At 71.6% G+C, this 20,677-nt stretch carries 18 protein-coding genes and 2 tRNA genes; 10 read left to right on the top strand and 10 right to left on the bottom strand.

Annotated elements, in window-relative coordinates:
• The first annotated feature begins 112 nt into the window (after positions 1–112).
• The 4 genes from ACFC09_RS33710 to ACFC09_RS33695 all read left to right on the top strand — a co-directional run bounded on the left by ACFC09_RS33710 (position 113) and on the right by ACFC09_RS33695 (position 6,122).
• Positions 113–3,115, top strand: a complete 3,003-nt coding sequence (locus tag ACFC09_RS33710; protein WP_376534615.1) for a UPF0182 family protein — start codon at positions 113–115, stop codon at positions 3,113–3,115.
• A 50-nt stretch (positions 3,116–3,165) separates the two neighbouring features.
• A tRNA-Met gene (locus ACFC09_RS33705) sits at positions 3,166–3,239 on the top strand.
• 216 nt (positions 3,240–3,455) lie between these two features.
• Positions 3,456–5,477 (top strand): tetratricopeptide repeat protein, encoded by a 2,022-nt coding sequence (locus ACFC09_RS33700; RefSeq protein WP_376534576.1) that lies wholly within the window; start codon positions 3,456–3,458, stop codon positions 5,475–5,477.
• Between the two features lie 571 nt (positions 5,478–6,048).
• Positions 6,049–6,122, top strand: a tRNA-Met gene (locus ACFC09_RS33695).
• Between the two features lie 63 nt (positions 6,123–6,185).
• Here ACFC09_RS33695 and ACFC09_RS33690 read toward each other — a convergent pair.
• The 4 genes from ACFC09_RS33690 to ACFC09_RS33675 form a co-directional block, all read right to left on the bottom strand.
• Positions 6,186–7,337 (bottom strand): ABC transporter substrate-binding protein, encoded by a 1,152-nt coding sequence (locus ACFC09_RS33690; RefSeq protein ID WP_376534574.1) that lies wholly within the window; start codon positions 7,335–7,337, stop codon positions 6,186–6,188.
• On the bottom strand, positions 7,334–8,194 hold the full coding sequence (locus tag ACFC09_RS33685) for an ABC transporter permease (RefSeq protein WP_376534572.1): 861 nt from the start codon (positions 8,192–8,194) through the stop codon (positions 7,334–7,336). Before ACFC09_RS33685 ends, ACFC09_RS33690 begins: the two co-directional genes overlap by 4 nt.
• Positions 8,191–8,958: an ABC transporter ATP-binding protein gene (locus ACFC09_RS33680; protein ID WP_376534570.1), complete on the bottom strand. Its 768-nt coding sequence runs from the start codon at positions 8,956–8,958 to the stop codon at positions 8,191–8,193. The genes ACFC09_RS33685 and ACFC09_RS33680 overlap by 4 nt, the downstream gene beginning before the upstream one ends.
• 143 nt (positions 8,959–9,101) lie before the next feature.
• Positions 9,102–9,518, bottom strand: coding sequence for a Fur family transcriptional regulator (locus ACFC09_RS33675; RefSeq protein WP_376534568.1), 417 nt, complete (start codon positions 9,516–9,518; stop codon positions 9,102–9,104).
• 145 nt (positions 9,519–9,663) lie between these two features.
• Between ACFC09_RS33675 and ACFC09_RS33670 the strand changes: the two genes are divergently transcribed.
• Positions 9,664–11,115 carry a catalase gene (locus ACFC09_RS33670; RefSeq protein WP_376534566.1) on the top strand — a complete coding sequence of 484 codons (1,452 nt, stop codon included), beginning with the start codon at positions 9,664–9,666 and terminating at the stop codon, positions 11,113–11,115.
• A 75-nt stretch (positions 11,116–11,190) separates the two neighbouring features.
• Here ACFC09_RS33670 and ACFC09_RS33665 read toward each other — a convergent pair whose 3' ends face one another.
• Both ACFC09_RS33665 and hisN read right to left on the bottom strand, forming a co-directional pair.
• Positions 11,191–11,583 carry a cyclic nucleotide-binding/CBS domain-containing protein gene (locus ACFC09_RS33665; RefSeq protein ID WP_376534564.1) on the bottom strand — a complete coding sequence of 131 codons (393 nt, stop codon included), beginning with the start codon at positions 11,581–11,583 and terminating at the stop codon, positions 11,191–11,193.
• Between the two features lie 413 nt (positions 11,584–11,996).
• Positions 11,997–12,797 carry a histidinol-phosphatase gene (gene hisN / locus ACFC09_RS33660; protein WP_376534562.1) on the bottom strand — a complete coding sequence of 267 codons (801 nt, stop codon included), beginning with the start codon at positions 12,795–12,797 and terminating at the stop codon, positions 11,997–11,999.
• Between the two features lie 182 nt (positions 12,798–12,979).
• Between hisN and ACFC09_RS33655 the strand changes: the two genes are divergently transcribed.
• The gene (locus ACFC09_RS33655; protein ID WP_376534560.1) at positions 12,980–13,585 is read left to right on the top strand and encodes a TetR/AcrR family transcriptional regulator; all 606 of its coding nucleotides are present in this window, start codon (positions 12,980–12,982) and stop codon (positions 13,583–13,585) included.
• 20 nt (positions 13,586–13,605) lie between these two features.
• Here ACFC09_RS33655 and ACFC09_RS33650 read toward each other — a convergent pair whose 3' ends face one another.
• From ACFC09_RS33650 to ACFC09_RS33635, 4 genes are all read right to left on the bottom strand, one after another.
• On the bottom strand, positions 13,606–13,929 hold the full coding sequence (locus ACFC09_RS33650; RefSeq protein WP_376534558.1) for a DMT family transporter: 324 nt from the start codon (positions 13,927–13,929) through the stop codon (positions 13,606–13,608).
• Positions 13,930–14,007: 78 nt separating this feature from the next.
• Entirely contained in the window at positions 14,008–15,018 is a 1,011-nt protein-coding gene (gene rsgA, locus ACFC09_RS33645) for a ribosome small subunit-dependent GTPase A (RefSeq protein ID WP_376534556.1), read from the bottom strand.
• Positions 15,019–15,034: 16 nt separating this feature from the next.
• On the bottom strand, positions 15,035–16,351 hold the full coding sequence (gene aroA / locus ACFC09_RS33640) for a 3-phosphoshikimate 1-carboxyvinyltransferase (protein WP_376534554.1): 1,317 nt from the start codon (positions 16,349–16,351) through the stop codon (positions 15,035–15,037).
• A gap of 218 nt (positions 16,352–16,569) precedes the next feature.
• Positions 16,570–17,292, bottom strand: coding sequence for a M50 family metallopeptidase (locus ACFC09_RS33635; RefSeq protein WP_376534552.1), 723 nt, complete (start codon positions 17,290–17,292; stop codon positions 16,570–16,572).
• A gap of 555 nt (positions 17,293–17,847) precedes the next feature.
• Here ACFC09_RS33635 and ACFC09_RS33630 point away from each other — a divergent pair.
• From ACFC09_RS33630 to rsrA, 4 genes are all read left to right on the top strand, one after another.
• On the top strand, positions 17,848–18,663 hold the full coding sequence (locus ACFC09_RS33630; protein ID WP_376534550.1) for an SOS response-associated peptidase: 816 nt from the start codon (positions 17,848–17,850) through the stop codon (positions 18,661–18,663).
• Position 18,664: 1 nt separating this feature from the next.
• Positions 18,665–19,312, top strand: coding sequence for an alpha/beta family hydrolase (locus tag ACFC09_RS33625; protein ID WP_376534548.1), 648 nt, complete (start codon positions 18,665–18,667; stop codon positions 19,310–19,312).
• A 259-nt stretch (positions 19,313–19,571) separates the two neighbouring features.
• On the top strand, positions 19,572–20,255 hold the full coding sequence (sigR, locus tag ACFC09_RS33620) for an RNA polymerase sigma factor SigR (protein ID WP_376534546.1): 684 nt from the start codon (positions 19,572–19,574) through the stop codon (positions 20,253–20,255).
• Positions 20,252–20,554: a mycothiol system anti-sigma-R factor gene (gene rsrA / locus ACFC09_RS33615; RefSeq protein ID WP_376534543.1), complete on the top strand. Its 303-nt coding sequence runs from the start codon at positions 20,252–20,254 to the stop codon at positions 20,552–20,554. Before sigR ends, rsrA begins: the two co-directional genes overlap by 4 nt.
• Positions 20,555–20,677: the final 123 nt, after the last annotated feature.

The following is a 20,677-nucleotide window of genomic DNA, read 5'->3' as shown; positions in this document are numbered from 1 at the left end:
TAGGTGTGGGCCCGCGTTCTGCGGGCCCACCGGACGGTCCGCGAACCCGGGGGCCTGACGCAACGACATCGAACCAACACCGAACTTCGAGGTGCGCACCTTGGCTTTCCAGATGCCGGACCGCGGCGGAGGCCCGACGGGGCCACGGATCAGAGCGGGCCGCCCGTCCCGGCGTGTCCGGACCGTGCTCATGACACTGGGCGTTCTTGCCGTCCTCGGCATGGCGTTCACCATGTTCGCGGGCTTCTGGACGGACTGGCTGTGGTACCGGTCGGTGCACTACTCGTCCGTGTTCACCACCACACTGTGGACGAAGATCGGACTGTTCTTCGTCTTCGGCCTGCTGATGGCGATCGCGGTCGGCTTCAACATCTGGCTCGCGCACCGGCTGCGGCCTCCGCTGAGCGCGATGTCCATGGAGCAGCAGAGCCTCGACCGGTACCGCATCGGCATCGCGCCCTTCAAGAAGTGGCTTCTGTTCGGCGTGACCGCCCTGGTGGGCCTGATCGCCGGGGCCTCCGCGGCCAGCCAGTGGCGCACCTGGCTGATGTGGGTCAACGGAGTGCCCTTCCACCAGAAGGACCCGCAGTTCCACCTCGACGTCTCCTTCTACGCCTTCGACCTGCCCTGGTACCGCTTCCTGCTGGGCTTCGGCTTCGCCGCCGTGGTCCTGTCCGTGGTCGCCGCCGCGCTCACCCACTACCTGTACGGCGGGTTGCGCGTCACCAGTCCGGGCGCGCGCGCCACCGCCGCGGCCACCGGGCACCTCTCGGTGCTGATCGGCATCTTCGTCGCCCTGAAGGCGGTCGCCTACTGGCTCGACCGGTACGGACTGGCCGTCAAGTCCAGCGACTTCAAGGCCACCGGCAACTGGACCGGCCTCAGGTACGTCGACGCGAACGCCTACCTGCCGGCCAAGACGATCCTGTTCTGCATCGCGGCCATCTGCGCGCTGCTGTTCTTCGCGACGCTGTGGCGGCGCACCTGGCAGCTGCCCCTCATCGGCTTCGGCCTGATGGTCCTCTCGGCGATCCTCATCGGCGGCCTGTACCCGGCCATCGTGCAGAAGTTCCAGGTCCAGCCCAACGAGCAGGCCAAGGAAGCGCCTTACGTCCAGAAGAACCTGACGGCGACCCGTGCGGCGTACGGCATCGACGACACCAAGGTCACCGACTACGACGGCACCAGCAACACCACGGACAAGACGAAACTGCGCAACGACGTCGACTCCACGGCGAGCATCCGGATCATGGACCCGAACATCGTCTCGCCGACGTTCCAGCAGCTCCAGCAGATGTGGAACTACTACGCGTTCCCGACCAACCTCGACGTCGACCGGTACTCCGAGGGCGGTAAGGAGCAGGACACCGTCATCGGCCTGCGCGAGCTGAACCTGGCCGGCATCCCGAAGAACAACTGGATCAACGACCACTTCCGCTACACCCACGGCTTCGGCGTGGTCGCCGCCAAGGGCACCGAGGCCGACTCCGGGGGACGCCCGGTCTTCACCGAGTCCGACCTGCCGTCCAAGGGTGACCTCGGCACCTACGAGCAGCGGATCTACTACGGCGAGAAGACCAGCACGTACTCGATCGTCGGCGGTCCCCAGAAGGAGATCGACTACTCCGACGACAACGGTGAGAAGACCACCAGCTACCAGGGCAAGAGCGGGGTCAGCCTCTCCAACCCGATCAACCGCGCCGCGTACGCGGTGGCGTTCAACGAGCCGCAGATCCTCTACTCAGGAGCGATCGGCGACGGTTCGCGGATCCTGTACAACCGGACGCCCAAGGATCGCGTCGAGGCGGTGGCCCCTTGGCTGACGATCGACGGCGACGCCTATCCGGCGGTCGTGGACGGGCGCATCCAGTGGATCGTCGACGCGTACACGACGACGGACAGCTACCCGTACTCCTCGCGCACGACCCTCGGTGACACGACGGCCGACTCGCTGACCGCGACGAACAACTCGCGCGCGGTGGTGGCCCAGCAGAACCAGGTCAACTACATCCGCAACTCGGTGAAGGCGACCGTCGACGCGTACACCGGCGAGGTCAAGCTCTACCAGTGGGACGGCCAGGACCCGGTCCTGAAGACCTGGATGAAGGCGTTCCCCGGCACGGTCGAGCCCAAGTCGGCCATCTCCAAGGACCTGATGGCGCACCTGCGCTATCCGCAGGACCTGTTCAAGGTGCAGCGCGAACTGCTCACCCGCTACCACGTCACGGACGCGCAGACGTTCCTGACCGGCAGCGAGGTGTGGCAGGTCCCGGACGACCCGACCAACCAGTCGGGCGACGCGGTGCCGCCGTACTACCTGAGCATGCGGATGCCCGACCAGGCGTCGCAGGCGTTCTCGCTGTCCACGACGTTCACGCCCAACGGCCGGGACAACCTCAGCGCCTTCATGTCGGTCGACGCCGAGGCGGGCACCCCGGACTACGGCAAGATCAGAATCCTGAAACTGCCGACGAGTACGACGGTCGACGGGCCCAAACAGGTGCAGAGCCAGTTCAACTCCGAAGAGAACATCGCCCAGACCATCAAACTGCTCAAGGGCGGCGACTCGGAGGTCGAGTACGGCAATCTGCTGACGGTGCCTCTCGACGGTGGCCTGCTGTACGTGGAGCCGGTCTACGTACGCGGTGGCGGACTCAAGTACCCGCTGCTGCGGAAGGTGTTGGTGACCTATGGGGGCAAGACCGCCTTCGAGGACACCCTCGACGAGGCCCTGAACGTGGTGTTCGGAGCGGAGGCTTCGGCTCCGCCGCCGGACACCGGCACGGCCAATCCACCGCCGACATCGTCCGATCCGACGGTCAGACAAGCGCTCCAGGACGCTCAGAAAGCCTTCGACGCCGGCCAGGAGGCGCTGAAGAACAACGACTGGACGGCCTACGGCAAGGCGCAGGAGGACCTTGGGGCCGCGCTGCGCCGGGCCGACGAGGCGCAGGCCAGAGCGGACAGCGCGAGCGGCGGCAGCAAGAACGGTGGCGCGGCCGCCGGTTCGGGTGCGAGCGGCCGTCCGAGCCCGGACGGCAGTCCGAGTCCGGGAGGCAGTCCGAGTCCGGGAGGCAGTCCGAGTCCGGGCGGCAGTCCGAGTCCGGGCGGCTGATCAATAGACACCCCGTGCCGTGATCTCCGTGATAAGGTTCATGAACACGGCGCGGGGTGGAGCAGCTCGGTAGCTCGCTGGGCTCATAACCCAGAGGTCGCAGGTTCAAATCCTGTCCCCGCTACTGAAGTCGAAGGCCCGGATCCTCTAAGGATCCGGGCCTTCGACGTGTGCGCGTGCGCGGCGAACGCATGTGCCGACGCGTCGCTCGCCGTGCCGCCGTGAGGGGTTGGCAGATGTGTGTTTGACTTGTCGTTCTGTGGGCATGTCGACAAAACGCTGAAGTGACCTCACAGGCTGCGGTATACCGGGGTGTACCCAGGGTGTAGGTGGTGCGACGATGGACGTTATGGGGGACAAGGCAAGTCTGTTGGAGACAGGGCGTTTTGCGCAGCCTGCCGACTTTGGGCAGTCTGCCGACTTCGTGCATTCCGTCGGCCACGGGCATTCCGTCGGCCACGGGCAGTCCGCCGGCCTCTTGGAGTCGGCCGGCATGGCGGAGCCGGCCGGTGTCGTGGAGCCGTTCGGTGCCGGACGGTCCGTCGGTTCCGGGTCGTCTTCCGGCCTCGTACCGTCCGCCGGCCGTGACGGGACCGGCGAGACCGGTGAGGCCAGTGAAGCGGGTGAGGCGGGCGAGGTCGCCGAGGAGGCGCGTCGGCGGCTGGCCGCCGAGGCCGGCGACGTCGAGGCGATGAGCGTCCTCGGGGCCATGCTGCTGCGCCGCGGCGACCTCGACGGAGCCGAACCCCAACTGCGTGCCGCCACCGCCGCCGGTGACCGCGCCGCCGCCAACAACCTCGGCGTCCTCCTGTACCAGCGCGGCTATCCCGACGAGGCCGCCGGGTGGTGGCGGATCGCCGCCGTCGCCGGTTCATCCGCCGCCGCGCACGCGCTCGGCCGCCACCACCGCGAGCGCGGCGACGAGCCCGCCGCCGAGTACTGGCTGCGCCAGTCCGCCGAACAGGGCCATGTGCTGGGTGCGTACGCGCTCGCCGATCTGCTGGAACACCGCGGCGTGAGCGGGGCCGAACAGTGGATGCGGGCCGCTGCCGAGCGGGGGCACCGCGAGGCGGCGTACCGGCTCGCGCGCACGCTGGACCGTGCGGCGGGCGGCGAGGAGGACCCGAGGAGGGGCCGCGGTGCCGGGACGCCGGCCGAGGGCGAGGCCGAGCAGTGGTACCGGCAGGCCGCCGCGCGCGGACACCGCCGTGCCGCGCTGCAACTCGGGGCGATCCTGGAGAAGCGGGGCGAACTCAAGGAGGCCGGGCGCTGGTACCTGACCTCCGCGAAGGACGGCGAGGCGCGGGCCGCCTGCGCGCTCGGGTTCCTGCTGCGGGACGCCGGGGACACCGAGAGCGCGGTGGTGTGGTGGCTGCGCGCCGCGCAGGACGGCGACGGCAACGCGGCGAACGCGCTGGGCGCGCTGTACGCCGAGCGCGGACAGCCGCAGACCGCCGAGCGGTGGTACCGGGCGGCGCTGGAGGCAGGGGACGACAACGGCGCGTACAACCTCGGGCTGCTCTGCGCCGCGCAGGGGCGCATCGGCCAGGCCGAGCAGTGGTACCGGCGGGCCGCGTACGCCGGACACCGGGAGGCGGCGAACGCGCTGGCGGTCCTGCTGCTGCAGGGCGGCGACACGAGCGGCGCGGAGCCGTGGTTCTCCAAGGCGGCGGAGTCGGGCAGCGTGGACGCCGCGTTCAACCTGGGGATCCTGTACGCCGGCCGGGGCGAGGAGCGGGTGGCGCTGCGGTGCTACGAGCGGGCGGCGGCGGCCGGGCACACGGAGGCGGCGTTGCAGGTCGGGATCGTCCGGCTGCGGGAGGGGGACGAGCAGGACGCGGAGCGGTATCTGCGGTCCGCGGCGGGCGCCGGGAACGCGGAGGCGGCGTACCGGCTGGCCGCCCTGCTGGACGCGCGGCGGCCACCGGCGCCCGCGCACGAACTGGGCGAGTCGGTGCACGAGAAGACCGAGTGCGAGGAGTGGTACGAGCGGGCGGCCACCCAGGGGCACCGGCGCGCGCAGGTACGGGTCGGCATGCTGGCCGCCGCGCGCGGCGACGTCGTGGAGGCGGCGCGCTGGTACCGGGAGGCGGCCGAGGCGGGGTCCCGCAACGGGGCGTTCAACCTGGGGCTGCTGCTGGCCCGCGAGGGGAGCGAGCCGGAGGCCGCGGTGTGGTGGACCCGGGCCGCCGACGCCGGGCACGGACGGGCGGCGCTGCGGCTGGCGCTCGTCTGCGCCCGCCGGGGAGACCTGGTGGAGGGGCAGCGGTGGGCCGACCGGGCGGTGACGCTGGGCCCGGCGGAGGTCGCGAAACGGGCCGCCCGCCTCAGGGACGTGCTGCGGGAGGAATTGTCCGCATAGGCGGGCGCCGCGCCATGCCGCGCCATGCCGCGCCAGTGGGGTCGGGCTGCGTAGGGTCGGGCTGTGTCGGGTCGGACTGCGCCGGGCCAGGTGGGACCCGACCACGCCGGGCCGGACGCGGCCGGACCGCGTCGCCCGCGGCCGGATGCGGCCGGACCGCGTTGCGCCCGGCGGCGCCGGACCGTGCCGCCGGGGCGATGGGGGGCGGATCACGTGGCACCGAGCGGCGCCGGACCGTGCCGCCAGGGCGATGGGGGGCCGCATCTCGTTGCGCCGAGCGGCGCCGGACCACGCCGCGTCAGGAAGCGCCGGGAATGTTCGGCCGGGACCGTCCGGAGAGGTGCCCGCCGCGGGGGCACCAGGGACCCGTGGGAGGCCCGGCGCGGGAGTCGGTTCGCGGTGAGGTGACTCGCCGCGGGCGCGGGAGTCGGCTTTGGGCGCCCTGTGGGCGAGGAGCACGTGGGATCAGCTCCCCACGCCCTGCGAACGAAGCCTGTGGGCGCCCCCTGGGCGGGGCGCGGGAATCGATTTGCCTCCCGGCTGATCCCTCACGTAATGTTGTGTTCACCGACGCGGGGTGGAGCAGCTCGGTAGCTCGCTGGGCTCATAACCCAGAGGTCGCAGGTTCAAATCCTGTCCCCGCTACTGAAACTGAGGGGCCGGAACCCAATCACTGGGTTCCGGCCCCTTGGCGTGTGTCCGGTCGGATCAAGGGACGTGCCCCACCGCCTCCTCGTACAACGCGCGGTCCACCGTCTCCGACTCCGGCAGGTCCGTACCTTCCGCGACGCCCTGCGCCCGGTAGGCGGACTGGAGCCGGGCGACCGTGTTGGACCTGATCTCCCAGTCCATGCGCAGGGACGGCGTCGACTCCAGGACCGTCGGATCCGTCTTCAGGAGCTTCGCCAGATAGGCGACGAAGTCCGGGTCCTTCTTGTAGTCGCCGGTGAAATAGGTGTCCACCGTGCGGATGTAGGCCCTCAGCAGGGCCACACCGGCGTCCACGTCGTCCTGGAGCAGCGCGGGACCGTACAGCATGCCGCCCAGCGGCTCCCCGAGGGGCTGGCCGCCCAGGAACGCGTAGCCCCTCTCGCCGTCCACCCGGCGCCAGACCGGGTCGAGGAGCCACGCCGAGTCCACGCCCCCGTTCTGCAGGGCGGTCAGCACGTCCGCCGAGCCCAGTTGCTGGTAGCGGATCTCGTCGAGCCCGCCGCCGTGCCGGGCCAGGGCGCGCTGCATGGGGTACGCGATCACCGAACCCTTGCCGATCATGGTGCCCATGGTGCGGTCGGCCATCCGGACCCGCGCCGTGCTCTCCCCGTCCGCCAGCTTTACCCACAGCCCGCTCTTCGACGCCGGGTCGGGCGAGAAGTTGCCCGCGACCCACTTGATGTCGAAGCCGCCCCGGACGCCGTTCATCACGGCCGCCTCCGGAGCCGCCCAGAGGGCGTCGACGTCCCCCTTGGCCAGCAGCGGCAGCGCGTCCGGCGTGGGCAGCACCCGGAGCGTGACGTCCAGCCCCTCCGCCTTGAACTCGCCCTTGTCGACGGCGACCTGGAGCGGTGCGACGTACTCCGCGCTCAGCGTCCCGGTGACGATGGTGAGCTTCCGCCGCTGGGCCAGTGGCCGGGCGGCCGGGGCCCGCGGCGCGCAGCGGGCCGGCGCGCGATCGGCGGCGAGGTCCGCCGGGTCCGTCCAGGAGGCCGTGCTGCAGCCGGCCACCGGACGGATCGTGCGGTGCTCCGTGCCGGACCGCGGCCGGGCGTCCCCGGAGCGCGCCGCCGAGCAGCCGGCCGCCGCCAGCAGGGCCGCGACCACGGCGAGCGCCGTCCCTCGCCGGGAAGCGCGACGGTTCCTCATGACTGCCCCCGTCCCCGGTCCCGCGGCGCCCACGGGGTGAGCAGCCGGCCCGCGATCCGTACCAGTTCGGAGAAGAGCACCCCGAGCACGGCCACACAGACGATCCCCACGAACATCACGTCGTTCTGGAACAGCGCGCGCGAGTCGAAGATCAGATGGCCCAGGCCGTCCGACGCGGCGATCTGCTCCGAGGCGACGATCACCAGGACAGCCACGCCGGCCGCGATCCGCGCGCCGACCAGGACCGCCGGGAGCGAGGCGGGCAGCAGGACGTGCCGGAACATCTGCCAGGGCGAGGCGCCGAAGGCCCGCCCGGCGTCCCGGTGGCCGGCCGGGACGGCGATCACCGCCGACATGGTGGAGATCCAGACGAAGAAGAAGACGGTGGCCGCGACCAGGGCCACCTGGGGTCCCTCGCCCAGGCCGAACATGTTGAGGAAGACGGGGAGCAGGGCCAGCTTCGGTACGACGTACAGGGCGTCCAGGAGCGGTTCGAGGGCGGCCCGGACCAGGGGGAGCGACCCCATGAGGAGGCCGAGGACATAACCGGTCGCGGTGCCGACGGCGTAGCCCGCGAGGACGCGGCGCAGGGTCGCCCAGACGTCCGGCCACAGGTTGCCGGCCGCCGCCCGGTGCCAGCCGTCGGCGAGGATCGTGGACGGCGCCGGATAGACCCGGTCGTCGATCCAGGCACTGCTCGCGGCCAGTTGCCACAGCAGGACGAGGAGCAGCGGCACGGCCACGGCCAGGGACAGCTCAAGGGTGCGGCGCCTGCGGTGGGCGCGGACCGGTTGCAGTTCGCGGGCGCCGGGGCGGCGGACCAGGACCGCCTCCCGGTCGGGCAGCACGGTCGTCATGCCGGCACCGCCTCCTTGCGCAGCAGGTCCCACAGCTCGCCCTTGAGCGCCGTGAACGCGGGGGCCGAGCGGATGTCGCCGGTGCGCGGGCGCGGGAACGGCGGCCGGTGCTCGGCGATGATCCGGCCGGGGCGCGCGGACATCACCAGGACGCGGTCGCCGAGGACGATCGCCTCCTCCAGGCTGTGGGTGATGAACAGGGTGGTCGTGTGCAGCGCCTGGGTGATCTCCAGCAGTTCGTCCTGGAGGATCGTGCGCAGTTGGGCGTCGAGGGCGGCGAACGGCTCGTCCATGAGCAGGAGTTCGGGTTCGACGGCCAGGGCGCGGGCGATCGCCACGCGCTGGCGCATGCCGCCCGAGAGCGTCGCCGGGTAGGCGTGGGCGAAGTCGGCGAGGCCCAGCCGGGCCAGCCAGTCGGCGGCGCGGGCGTTCGCCTCGCGGCGCGGGACGCGCTGGACGTCCAGGCCGAAGCGCACGTTCGCCCGCACCGTCTTCCAGTCGTAGATGCCGTAGTCCTGGAAGATCATGGCGACCGGGTGGGGGCTTCTCGTGCGGATCTCCAGTGTGCCCGTGCTGGGGCGCAGCAGGCCCGCGGCGACGCGCAGCAGCGTGGACTTGCCGCAGCCGGAGGGGCCGACGACGCAGACGAACTCGCCGGCGGCGACCGTGAGGTCGAGGGGGCCGAGGGCGTCGACCGGGTGGGGGGTTCGGCCGAAGGTACGGGTCAGATCGGTGGCTCGGAGTTTCGGATACGGCTCTCCCACGGGCGTCTCCTCGCGGAGTGCGGTACGGACTGGTGGGCGCCGTTGACGATATGACGGGTCGTCAGATTCAGGAAGCCCGTACGCGGCACAAAGCCCCGGCATCCGTCGATGCCGGGGCTCGTACAGGCGTTGTCGGGCAGGTGTCAGGTGCTCACGCAGTCCGGGCACAGCCCGCGGTAGGTCACCTCGACGTCCGAGACCGTGAAGCCGAAGCGCTCCGAGTCGGGGAGGTCGGCGAGCGGGTTCCCGTTCGGGTGGACGTCGCGGATCGAGCCGCAGCGGGCGCACACCAGGTGGTGGTGCGGCCGGTGCGCGTTCGGGTCGTACCGCTTGGCCCGCTTGTCGGTGGCGACCTCAAGGACCTCGCCGATGGAGACCAGCTCGCCCAGGGTGTTGTAGACGGTCGCGCGGGAGATCTCGGGCAGTCGGGTGACGGCTCGGGCGTGGACCTCGTCGGCCGTCAGGTGGACGTGCTCACCGTCCAGGACCTCGGCCACGACGCGGCGCTGCGCGGTCATCCGCCATCCGCGTCCGCGCAGCCGTTCCAGAAGGTCGCTCATGACAACCAGCTTACCAGTTAGAGCGACCAGGTCGCGACCAGGTGTGACTTTGGATTGACGTTTGACTTAGACAATGTCCATTGTAGGATCGGATTGGGCTTTGGCCAAGGACCAAGATCAGTGGCAAGTGACGCAGGAGGCACACGTGACGCAGGGACCGCTCACGACGGAGGCCGGTGCTCCGGTCGCCGACAACCAGAACAGCGAGACCGCGGGCGTCGGCGGCCCGGTGCTCGTCCAGGACCAGCTGCTGTTGGAGAAGCTGGCCCACTTCAACCGGGAGCGCATTCCGGAGCGCGTGGTGCACGCCCGGGGCGCCGGCGCGTACGGCACCTTTACGGTCACCGCCGACGTCACCCGCTACACGCGCGCCGGTTTCCTCTCCGAGGTCGGCAAGCAGACGGAGACCTTCCTGCGCTTCTCGACCGTGGCCGGCAACCTGGGCGCGGCGGACGCCGTCCGTGACCCGCGCGGCTTCGCGCTGAAGTTCTACACCGAGGACGGCAACTACGACCTCGTCGGCAACAACACCCCGGTCTTCTTCATCAAGGACGCCCTGAAGTTCCCGGACTTCATCCACACGCAGAAGCGCGACCCGTACACCGGTTCGCAGGAGCCCGACAACGTGTGGGACTTCTGGGGCCTGAGCCCGGAGGCCACGCACCAGGTGACCTGGCTGTTCGGCGACCGTGGCATCCCGGCCTCGTACCGTCACATGAACGGCTACAGCTCGCACACCTACCAGTGGACGAACGGGGCCGGTGAGGTCTTCTGGGTCAAGTACCACTTCAAGACCGACCAGGGCATCGAGAACCTCAGCGCCGAGGACGCGGCGGTGCTGGCGGGCAAGGACCCGGACAGCCACCAGCGGGATCTGCGAGAGGCGATCGAGCGCGGGGAGTTCCCGAGCTGGACCGTGCAGGTGCAGATCATGCCGGCGGCCGACGCGGCGACGTACCGCTTCAACCCGTTCGACCTCACCAAGGTGTGGCCGCACGAGGACTACCCGCCGGTCGAGATCGGCAGGCTGGAGCTGAACCGCAACCCGGACAACGTCTTCGCCGAGGTCGAGCAGTCGATCTTCAGCCCGGCGCACTTCGTGCCCGGCATCGGCCCGTCCCCGGACAAGATGCTCCAGGGCCGCCTCTTCGCCTACGGCGACGCCCACCGCTACCGCGTCGGCATCAACGCCGACCACCTCCCGGTGAACCGCCCGCACGCCGCCGAGGCGCGCACCTACTCCCGGGACGGCCACCTGTACGACGGCCGCCACAAGGGCGCGAAGAACTACGAGCCGAACAGCTTCGGCGGTCCGGCCCAGACCGACCGTCCGCTGTGGCAGTCCACGGCGGTGTCCGGCGGTACGGGCACCCACGAGGCACCCGCGCACGCCGAGGACGACGACTTCGTGCAGGCGGGCAACCTCTACCGCCTGATGTCCGGGGCCGAGCAGGAACGCCTGATCGGCAATCTCGCGGGCGCCATCGCCCAGGTGTCCCGGGACGAGATCGCCGAGCGCGCGATCGGCAACTTCCGCCGGGCGGACGACGACTTCGGCAAGCGGCTGGAGGCCGCGGTCCAGGCCCTGCGCGGCTGATCACCAGCACTGGACCGCTTGCCGTGGCGCGGGCCGGACCCCTCGGAAGCGGGGGCTCCGGCCCGTCGGCATGTCTCAGACCGGCACCCGCTGCCGTACCGGGGCCCAGCAGCGGATGATGTCGCGGACCGAGACGATGCCCGTGGGCTCGCCGTGGTCCAGGACGATCAGATGGCGGAAGCCGCCGTGCGCCATCGCGTGCGCCGCCTGGTCCAGGGTCCAGGTCGGGGTGGCGAACACGACGTCGTTGGTGGTGTGGGCGTGCGTGCGTTCCGTGTCCGGGTTCTGGCCGAGGCCCACGGAATTGAGGATGTCACGCTCGGTGAGGATGCCGATGCCGCCGGCGTCCGGGTCGAGGACGATGGCGGCGCCCACCCGGCGCGCGGACATCAGGGCGGCGGCTTGGCGGAGGGTGTGTGCGGGACCGATGGTGAGGACCACCGTGCTCATGGCGTCACGAACGAGCATGGGATGGAGCCACCTCCTAGGGAGAAACCTCCGGTGGAATCCGGGCCGGCGGTTCGACGGGTCCTGACCGGCGGGCCTGACGGGTCTGACGGATCTGACGGGCCCGTTGCCCGGCGGGTCCGACGGTCCGACGAGTCCACTGATCGATGAGACCGGACCGACGAGTCCGGTCCGACGAGTCCGACGGATCGATCCGACGGATCGAAGGGTTCGATGCGTCGGCGGATCGGCGGATCGGCGGATCGACCGCAGCCACGCAGTCGACAGGTCGACAGGTCATTGGGTCGACGGAGAGCTAGTTCCCGGATTCACAAATTCACAAATGGGGGGACTCTCAGACTGGCAGGCAAAGCGCGAGTCAACAAGAGGGCGCGTGCAACAGCCCGGGGGCGTGTACGCGCACCTCGTGTTTCTCAGTAGCGCTGGTTGAGATACCCCAGCAACTCGTCGTGGAGCAGTCCGTTGGACGCGGCGGCGTTGCCGCTGTGCGGGCCCGGACGGCCGTCGAGGCCCGTGAAGGTGCCGCCGGCCTCCGTCACGACGATCGCCGTCGCGGCCATGTCCCAGAGGGACAGCTCGGGTTCGGCGCAGATGTCCACCGATCCCTCGGCGACCATCATGTACGGCCAGAAGTCGCCGTACGCGCGCGTGCGCCACACCTCGCGGGTGAGGTCGAGGAAGCCGCCCAGCCGACCCTGTGCCTCCCAGCCGGACAGCGAGGAGTACGCGAAGGAGGCGTCCGCCAGCGAGGAGACCTGCGAGGCGTGGATGCGGTGCGCGGAGGTCAGGCTGCGGCCGGTGAAGGCGCCGTGGCCCTTCGCCGCCCACCAGCGGCGGCCCAGCGCCGGGGCGGAGACCAGGCCGACGACGGGATGGTAGCCCCCCTCGCCCGCCTCCATCAGCGCGATCAGGGTGGCCCAGACCGGGACTCCGCGTACGTAGTTCTTCGTGCCGTCGATCGGGTCGATCACCCAGCGGCGGGGGCCGGTGCCCTCCATGCCGTACTCCTCGCCGAGGATCGCGTCCCGGGGGCGGGCGCGCTGGAGCTGGCCCCGGATCAGCTCCTCGGCGGCCTTGTCCGCCTCGCTGACCGGGGTCATGTCCGGCTTGGTCTCCACCTTGAGGTCGAGGGCCTTGAAGCGGGACGTCGTCGCGGCGTCGGCCGCGTCCGCGAGGACGTGGGCGAGGCGGAGGTCGTCGAGGTAGTCGGGCATGTGCTGAACCGTATCCGGCCCGGTCGCGGCCCGGCCACCGGGGCCGCCGCCCCGGCACCGGCGCGCGGCCGGCGGGGTGGCGGACATTCGTTCCCGGAGCGGGCCTCCCCTACGCGAACCCTTGACAGTGCGGGGGCACCCGTCAAACCTGTCCGCTAAGCCGTTCACCCCAGGAGGCGACGATGCCTGCTGCCCGGGAATCCCTGCTGGACGCCGCGTACCGCGCGCTCGCGCAGCGACCCTGGTCCGCCGTGCGCATGGTGGACGTCGCCGCGGCGGCCGGAGTGTCCCGGCAGACCCTGTACAACGAGTTCGGCAGCAAGGAAGGGCTCGCCAGGGCACTCGTGCGCCGGGAGGCCGACGGCTATCTCGCGGGGGTCGAGCGGGCCCTGTCCGACGGACTCGAACCGCGCGACCGGCTCACCGCCACCGTCGAGTGGACCGCGGCCGTCGCCCGCGACAACCCGATCGTGCGCGCCATGCTGACCGGCTGCTGGAGCGAGCGGCTGCCCACGCCGACACTGTCCGCGGTGCCGTCCTCCTCGGCCGCACCGGCGCAGCGCCGCGCGGACGGCCCGCTGCCGTCGCCCGGCGACTTCGTGCGGATCGTGCGGGACCGGGCGCTGGCGTCCCTGACCGGGCCCGGTGCCGTCCGGCCGGGCAGCGCCGAACTGCTCAGGTCCTGCGAACTGGTGGTACGGCTCGCGCTGTCCTGTGTGGCCGCGCCGCCCGCGGAGGGCCGGATCGCCGACCTGGTGCGGGACGCACTGCACCGCCAGCCCGTGTGACCGGCGGCCCGTCCGACTGCTCAGTGGGCGGAGCCCGACAGCTGGAGCCCTATCACGCCGATGATGACCAGGCTGATCGAGACGATCTTCAGCGTCGACACCAGGTCACCGAGGAAGATCATGCCGTAGATCGCGGTGCCCGCGGCGCCGATGCCGGTCCACACCGCGTAGGCCGGGCCGACGTCCAGTTTCTTCAGGGAGAGGGTGAGCAGACCGAAGCTGCCGAGGGCGAAGCAGGCGAACGCGATGGTCGGCCACAGCCGGGTGAAACCGTGCGACAGCTTCAGGCAGACCGCGAAGCCGGTTTCGAGAATTCCGGCCACGACGACCAGCAGCCAGGCCATGTGCTGTCCTCTCCCGTATGTCCGGCTCGGTGCGATTATGCACTTGCCACAGCTGCACCCCCGCAAACACCGCCGAGGTCAGTCGCCGTCCCTGCGTTCCCGCGTGGCGAGCAACCGGCGCAAAGAGTACAGGCGAGCCGGGTCCGCGTGCCCCTCGGCCACCCATTCGTCCAGCGCACAGTCCGGTTCGTCGTGGCTACAGGCCCGCGGGCAGCCCGCGGTACCGGGCTCCAGGTCGGGGAAGGCGTGGATCACACGGGACGGGTCGATGTGGGCGAGGCCGAAGGAGCGCACGCCCGGGGTGTCGACGACCCAGCCGTCACCGTTGCCCAGCGGCAGGGCGAGCGCCGACGTGGTGGTGTGCCGGCCCCGGCCGGTCACCGCGTTGACGTGTCCGGTCGTACGCCGCAACTCCTCCGGGACCAACGCGTTGACCAGCGTCGTCTTGCCGACCCCGGAATGGCCCACGAACGCGGTGACCTTGCCGGTCAGCTGCTCCCGCACCCGCTCCACCGCGACGCCCTCCGCCAGCTCCTGACGGCTGGTGACGACGTACGGGATGTCCAGGTCGCCGTACAGCTCCAGGAGTTTGTCGGGCGAGGCCAGGTCCGACTTGGTCAGCACCAGCAACGGGTCGAGACCGCCGTCGTAGGCCGCGACCAGACAGCGGTCGATCAGCCGGGGGCGGGGTTCGGGGTCGGCGAGGGCGGTGACTACGGCGAGCTGGTCGGCGTTGGCGACGACCACGCGCTCGTACGGGTCGTCGTCGTCCGCGGTCCGGCGCAGCACCGACGTGCGTTCCTCGATGCGGACGATCCGCGCGAGGGTGTCCTTCTTGCCGGACAGGTCACCGACCAGCGCCACCCGGTCACCCACGACGGCCGCCTTGCGGCCCAGCTCGCGGGCCTTCATCGCGAGGACCGTACGGCCCTGGACGAGACAGGTCAGCCGCCCCCGGTCGACGGTGAGGACCATGCCCTCGGCGGCGTCCTCGTGCTTGGGCCGGATGCTGCTGCGCGGCCGGTTGCCCTTGCGGTTCGGGCGGGTACGGATGTCGTCCTCGTCGGTGTGCTTGCCGTAGCGGCGCATGATCCAGGCCCGCCCGTCAGTTCCCGAGCATCCCGGCCCACAGTTCGGGGAAGTCGGGCAGGGTCTTGGCCGTCGTCGCGACGTTCTCGATCCGCACGCCCGGCACCGCGAGGCCGATGACCGCGCCGGCCGTCGCCATGCGGTGGTCCTCGTAGGTGTGGAAGACCCCGCCGTGCAGCGGACGCGGACGGATGTGCAGGCCGTCGGCGGTCTCCGTCACGTCACCGCCCAGCTCGTTGATCTCCTTGGTGAGCGCGGCCAGCCGGTCCGTCTCGTGCAGCCGCAGGTGGGACACGCCGCGCAGGGTCGAGGGGGAGTCCGCGAGCGCGGCGACCGCCGCGATGCCCGGGGTCAGCTCGCCCACGTCGCCCAGGTCCACGTCGATGCCGTGGATCGCGCCGGAGCCGGCGAACTCCAGGCCGTACTCGGTCAGCGTGCAGGAGCCGCCCATCTCGGTGAAGATCTCGCGCAGCCGGTCGCCCGGCTGGGTCGTCCGGGCCGGCCAGTCGGGAACCAGCACCTTGCCGCCGGTGACCAGGGCCGCGGCCAGGAAGGGCTGGGCGTTCGACAGGTCGGGCTCGACGGTCAGGTCGCGGCCCAGCAGGGCGCCGGGAGTGACCCGCCAGACGTTCGGCTCGCCGCCCGACTCCGGGGTGTCCACCTGGGCGCCGACCCCGCGCAGCATGTCGACGGTCATCCGGATGTGCGGCAGGGAGGGCAGCGAGGCACCGGTGTGGCGGACCTCCACCCCCTGGTTGAACCGGGGCCCGGAGAGCAGCAGCGCCGAGACGAACTGGGACGACGACGAGGCGTCGACCGACACCGGGCCGCCCTCCAGGGCGCCGCCGCCGTGCACGGTCAGCGGCAGCGCGCCGCGGCCGTCGTCGTCGATCCGGGCGCCGAGGTCGCGCAGGGCGTCGATCACACCGTTCAGCGGGCGCTCGTAGGACCGCGGATCGCCGTCGAAGCGGATGGGGCCGTCGGCGAGCGCGGCGACCGGCGGCAGGAAGCGCATCACGGTGCCCGCGTTGCCGACGTCGACGGTGGCCGGGCCGCTGAGGCCCGCGGGCAGCACCCGCCAGGCCTCGCCGGAGCCGTCCGGGCCGACCCCTTCTTCGATGCCGACGCCCATGGCCCGCAGGGCGCCCGCCATCAGCAGCGTGTCGCGGGAGCGCAGCGGGCGGCGCAGCCAGCCCGGTTCGGAGGCGAGCGCGGCGAGCACGAGGGCACGGTTGGTGACGGACTTGGACCCGGGCACGTGGACCGTCGCGTCGACGGCTCCGCTCGCGTGCGGGGCGGGCCAGAGGGCGGTGGGTGCTTCGTTCGGGGCCATGGCCCCACTTTAGTGGGCCGGTGGTGTCCGGGTGCGGCGCCGTGGGGCAGGTCGTCGGCCCGCTCGCGGCTCCGTCCGACCGGGGGAATCCCGCCGGCGGCGGAGCCGGACGGCGGTGCGGTCCGGGCCGCTGCGGCGGGGTTCGGAACGGGTCCGGCAACCGGGGTGGGGTTCGGAACGGGTCCCGCGGGCGGGGTGGGCTCGGCGGCCGGGGCGGGTCACACCCCGAGCAGCCAGCGGCCCCCGCCGATCAGCGAGCACAGCGACACCGCGTGGAACAGGAACAGCCACAGGCCCGCCGGGACGTGGGTCAGGCGGGACAACTGGTCGGCGTCCGAGTCACCCGCCGCGCCCCGCACCCGCTTGGCCTGGAGCTCGAAGGCCGGGCGCACCCCGCCCAGCAGCAGGAACCACACCACCGCGTACCCGAACGCCGCCTGCACCTGCGGTCCGGCCAGCCAGGACACCAGCAGGAAGGTGCCGCCGCTGAGGACCACCGTCAGCACCCCGTACGCGTTGCGGATCATCACCAGCATGGCGGCGAGCAGCGCGGTGGCCAGCCAGAGCAGCAGCGTGATGTGCCCGGCGGCCAGCAGCGCCGCCCCGCCCAGGCCGAGCAGCGGGGGCGCGGTGTACCCGGCCGCCGCGGTGAGGATCATGCCGATGCCGTGCGGCTTGCCGCGGCTGACGGTGAGGCCGCTGGTGTCCGAGTGCAGGCGTATGCCGGTGAGCTGCCGGCCGGTGACCAGCGCCACCAGGCCGTGACCGCCCTCGTGCGCGATGGTGACGGCGTTGCGCGAGACGCGCCAGGCCGAGTGCGGCACGACCACGGCGAGCGCCGCGGCCAGGGTGGCCAGCACCACCCACAGGGCCGGGTCGGGCTGGCTGCCCCAGAGCCGGTCCCAGAGGTCGGGCAGCGCGGTCGATGCGGTGCTGTCCATGTGTGGCGGTCGCTCCCTCTGGCTGGTCGAGCCGGTCGAACGGGTCTGGCTGGTCGGGACGGGTCTGGCTGGTCGGGACGGGTCCGGCCGTCGGACGGGTCCGGCGGGTCTTGCGGCTTGTGCGGGTCGTGCAGGTCGTACGGGTCGTACCGGTCGTGCGGGTCGCGCCGGTCGTCCGGCCGGTCGGGTCCCGCCGGCCGGGTCCGGTGGCCGGGCGGGCGGCTCGGCCTGGCAGTGTGGCACGTACGTGCGGACACCTGGTGAGACGCCGTTGCGGCAGCGATCGTTCCTGACGGCGAACGCGCAGGTCACCGTCGTAGCGCCGCGGAGCGGTCCGCGGCTCTTGTGCTACCCGTGGCCCCTGTGCGCCGACCAGGAGACGCCTGTGAGCACCGCTGTGAGCACCCCGGCGAACCCGCCCCACCCCGGGCCGGCACCGCTCCTCCTCGCGTCCTCCCGCCCCCTCGCGACCCCCACCGGTCTGCCACCCTGGGAGGTGTCCGGACGGCTCGGACACAGGAACAGGGTTTGCGCAGGCCGGAGGGGCGAATACAGATGTGTGGACGGTACTCGGCGAGTCGTGCGCCCGAGGATCTCGCCGGAGTCTTCGAAGTCGAGAGGTTCGACCCCGAGGAGACCCTCGCGGCCGACTACAACGTGGCCCCCACCAAAGAGGTCTACGCCGTGCTCGACCGCCCGTTGAAGGACACCGACGATCCGCGCCCGGTACGCCAGTTGCGCCGGCTCAGGTGGGGGCTGGTGCCGTCCTGGTCCAAGTCGCCCGAGGGCGCGGCCCGGATGATCAACGCGCGCGCGGAGACCGTGCATGAGAAGCCGTCGTACCGCCGTGCCTTCGCCGCCCGGCGCTGCATCCTGCCCGCCGACGGCTACTACGAGTGGGTGACCGGCAAGCAGGAGCGCGACCTGGAGGTCGAGGGGAAGAAGAAGCGTCCGCGCAAACAGCCGTACTTCGTGCTGCCCGCCGACGGATCGGTCTTCGCGATGGCCGGCCTGTACGAGTTCTGGCGGGATGGGACCCTGCCCGACGACCACCCGCGGGCCTGGTGGGCGACCTGCTCGGTGATCACCACGGAGGCGGAGACCACCCCGCTGGCCGTGGCCCCGGCCGACGGCCCGCACAGCCTCGCCGAGATCCACCCCCGGATGCCGCTGATGCTCACCCCCGACCGCTGGGACGCCTGGCTCGACCCGTCCCGCACGGACGTCGGGGACCTGCGCCCGCTCCTCGCACCGCCGCCGCACGGCCTGATGCGCGCCTACCCGGTCCCGACGGCCGTCAGCAACGTCCGCAACAACGGTCCGGAGCTGCTGAAGGAGCTGACGGGCCCGGAAGAGGGCACACTCTTCTGATGTGACGACAGAGATCACAGCGACCACCCTGACCATCGCCACGGACGCGGGGGACGCCCGCGTCACCTGGCACCGGACCCGGCGGGCCCGGCTGGTGCTGGCCGTGAGCCACGGGGCCGGCGGCGGCATCGAGGCACGGGACCTGCGGGCGCTCGCGGCGGCGCTGCCCGACCGGGGCGTCTGCGTGGCCCTCGTCGAGCAGCCCTGGCGGGTGGCGGGCCGGAAGGTCGCCCCGGCGCCGAAGACCCTCGACACCGGCTGGCGCGGGATCTGGCCCGCGCTCACCGCACCGGGGCTGCCGGTGATCTCCGGCGGGCGCAGCGCCGGGGCCCGGGTCGCCTGCCGCACGGCCGGCGAACTGGGCGCGCACGCGGTCCTCGCCCTGAGCTTCCCGCTGCACCCGCCGGGCCGGCCCGAGAAGTCCCGGGCCGCGGAGCTGCTGGGGGCGGGGGTGCCCACGCTGGTCGTCCAGGGCGGCAACGATCCGTTCGGCAGGCCGGCCGAGTTCCCCGAGGGGGCGTACCGGCTCGTCGAGGTGCCGTACGCCGACCACGGCCTCGCCGTGCCCAAGCGCGCCGACATCGGCCAGGAACGGGCCCTGGAGATCGTCACCGAGGCGGTCGCGGAGTGGGCCGCGTCACTCGGGTGACGCCCGGGAATGCCGGGCGTGGGCGCGCTGTTGTGGCGGTCAGAGTGCTGAGGTTCTCCGGCACCGACGTCGTGGGAGAGAGGAAGTCCGCCGCATGGGTTCGACCATCTGCCCGAGCCACAGCAGCCGCCCTGACCTGGACTGGACGGTGCTGCATGCGGCCAAGACCGCACCCATTCGAGGGGCGGTGGGCCCGGGTGGTGTTCTATCCTCCGATTCGAGTGGGACCGCTCTCGGTCCCGCCCGGGATCTTGAGGAGGTGGGTGCGGTCACTGGGACCGACGCAGGGACCGGCAACGGCCAGGCGGAGCTGCCCGAGGGCCAGGGCATCGGCGCTGAGTCCAGCGCGCAGCGCAACGCGCGCTTCGAGCGGGACGCGCTGGAGTTCCTCGACCAGATGTACTCGGCCGCGCTGCGCATGACGCGCAACCCGGCCGATGCCGAGGACCTGGTGCAGGAGACGTACGCCAAGGCGTACGCGTCCTTCCACCAGTTCCGTGAGGGCACCAACCTCAAGGCGTGGCTGTACCGGATCCTCACGAACACCTTCATCAACTCGTACCGCAAGAAGCAGCGCGAGCCGCAGCGCAGCGCGGCCGAGGAGATCGAGGACTGGCAGCTGGCCCGCGCCGAGTCGCACATGTCGACCGGTCTGCGCTCCGCCGAGTCGCAGGCGCTGGACCACCTGCCCGACTCCGACGTCAAGGAAGCGTTGCAGGCGATCCCCGAGGAATTCCGCATCGCCGTCTACCTCGCGGACGTAGAGGGCTTTGCCTACAAGGAGATCGCGGACATCATGGGGACACCCATCGGTACGGTGATGTCCCGGCTGCACCGGGGCCGCCGGCAACTGCGCGGCATGCTGGAGGACTACGCCCGCGATCGCGGACTGGTCCCGGCGGGTGCCGCAGAGTCGAACGAAGCGAAAGGCTCGGGCTCATGAGCTGCGGAGAGCCGCACGACACGGACTGCAGTGAGGTACTCGACCATCTCTACGAGATCCTCGACAGCGAGATGCCGCCGGCCGACCTCGACAAGTTCCAGCAGCACTTCGAGGAGTGCTCGCCGTGCCTGGAGAAGTACGGCCTGGAGCAGGCGGTGAAGAAGCTGGTCAAGCGGTGCTGCGGCCATGACGACGTGCCGATCGACCTGCGCGCCAAGGTGATGGGGCGGATCGATCTGATCCGCTCCGGCCAGGCCGTGCCGGAGCACGAGGTCACGGCGACCCCGCAGGAGTCCTGACCCGGCTCGGTCCGGGCCGCGCCCACCGGGCCCGCCCGCACGCCCGAGCCCCGGTCCGCGCTTCCGGCCGCTCCCTTCCTGACTTCGGGGTCATCACCCGAACGTGCTAATCCGTCCAGTACG

Origin of the sequence: Streptomyces sp. NPDC056161 (genome assembly GCF_042268025.1) — a bacterium.
GTDB lineage: Bacteria > Actinomycetota > Actinomycetes > Streptomycetales > Streptomycetaceae > Streptomyces.
The sequence above is the reverse complement of the archived record's forward strand: the minus strand, read 5'-3'. Positions and strand labels throughout refer to the sequence as shown.

Excerpts from the sequence above, each read along its gene's own strand:
- rsgA (WP_376534556.1), bottom strand. The coding sequence starts at position 15,018 with ATGCGCCGCTACGGCAAGCACACCGACGAGGACGACATCCGTACCCGC.
- ACFC09_RS33685 (WP_376534572.1), bottom strand. The coding sequence starts at position 8,194 with ATGACGACCGTGCTGCCCGACCGGGAGGCGGTCCTGGTCCGCCGCCCC.
- ACFC09_RS33635 (WP_376534552.1), bottom strand. The coding sequence starts at position 17,292 with ATGGACAGCACCGCATCGACCGCGCTGCCCGACCTCTGGGACCGGCTC.
- ACFC09_RS33690 (WP_376534574.1), bottom strand. The coding sequence starts at position 7,337 with ATGAGGAACCGTCGCGCTTCCCGGCGAGGGACGGCGCTCGCCGTGGTC.
- ACFC09_RS33675 (WP_376534568.1), bottom strand. The coding sequence starts at position 9,518 with ATGAGCGACCTTCTGGAACGGCTGCGCGGACGCGGATGGCGGATGACC.
- ACFC09_RS33650 (WP_376534558.1), bottom strand. The coding sequence starts at position 13,929 with ATGGCCTGGCTGCTGGTCGTCGTGGCCGGAATTCTCGAAACCGGCTTC.
- rsrA (WP_376534543.1), top strand. The coding sequence starts at position 20,252 with ATGAGCTGCGGAGAGCCGCACGACACGGACTGCAGTGAGGTACTCGAC.
- hisN (WP_376534562.1), bottom strand. The coding sequence starts at position 12,797 with ATGCCCGACTACCTCGACGACCTCCGCCTCGCCCACGTCCTCGCGGAC.
- ACFC09_RS33665 (WP_376534564.1), bottom strand. The coding sequence starts at position 11,583 with ATGCTCGTTCGTGACGCCATGAGCACGGTGGTCCTCACCATCGGTCCC.
- ACFC09_RS33710 (WP_376534615.1), top strand. The coding sequence starts at position 113 with ATGCCGGACCGCGGCGGAGGCCCGACGGGGCCACGGATCAGAGCGGGC.
- aroA (WP_376534554.1), bottom strand. The coding sequence starts at position 16,351 with ATGGCCCCGAACGAAGCACCCACCGCCCTCTGGCCCGCCCCGCACGCG.
- ACFC09_RS33630 (WP_376534550.1), top strand. The coding sequence starts at position 17,848 with ATGTGTGGACGGTACTCGGCGAGTCGTGCGCCCGAGGATCTCGCCGGA.
- ACFC09_RS33655 (WP_376534560.1), top strand. The coding sequence starts at position 12,980 with ATGCCTGCTGCCCGGGAATCCCTGCTGGACGCCGCGTACCGCGCGCTC.
- ACFC09_RS33700 (WP_376534576.1), top strand. The coding sequence starts at position 3,456 with ATGGACGTTATGGGGGACAAGGCAAGTCTGTTGGAGACAGGGCGTTTT.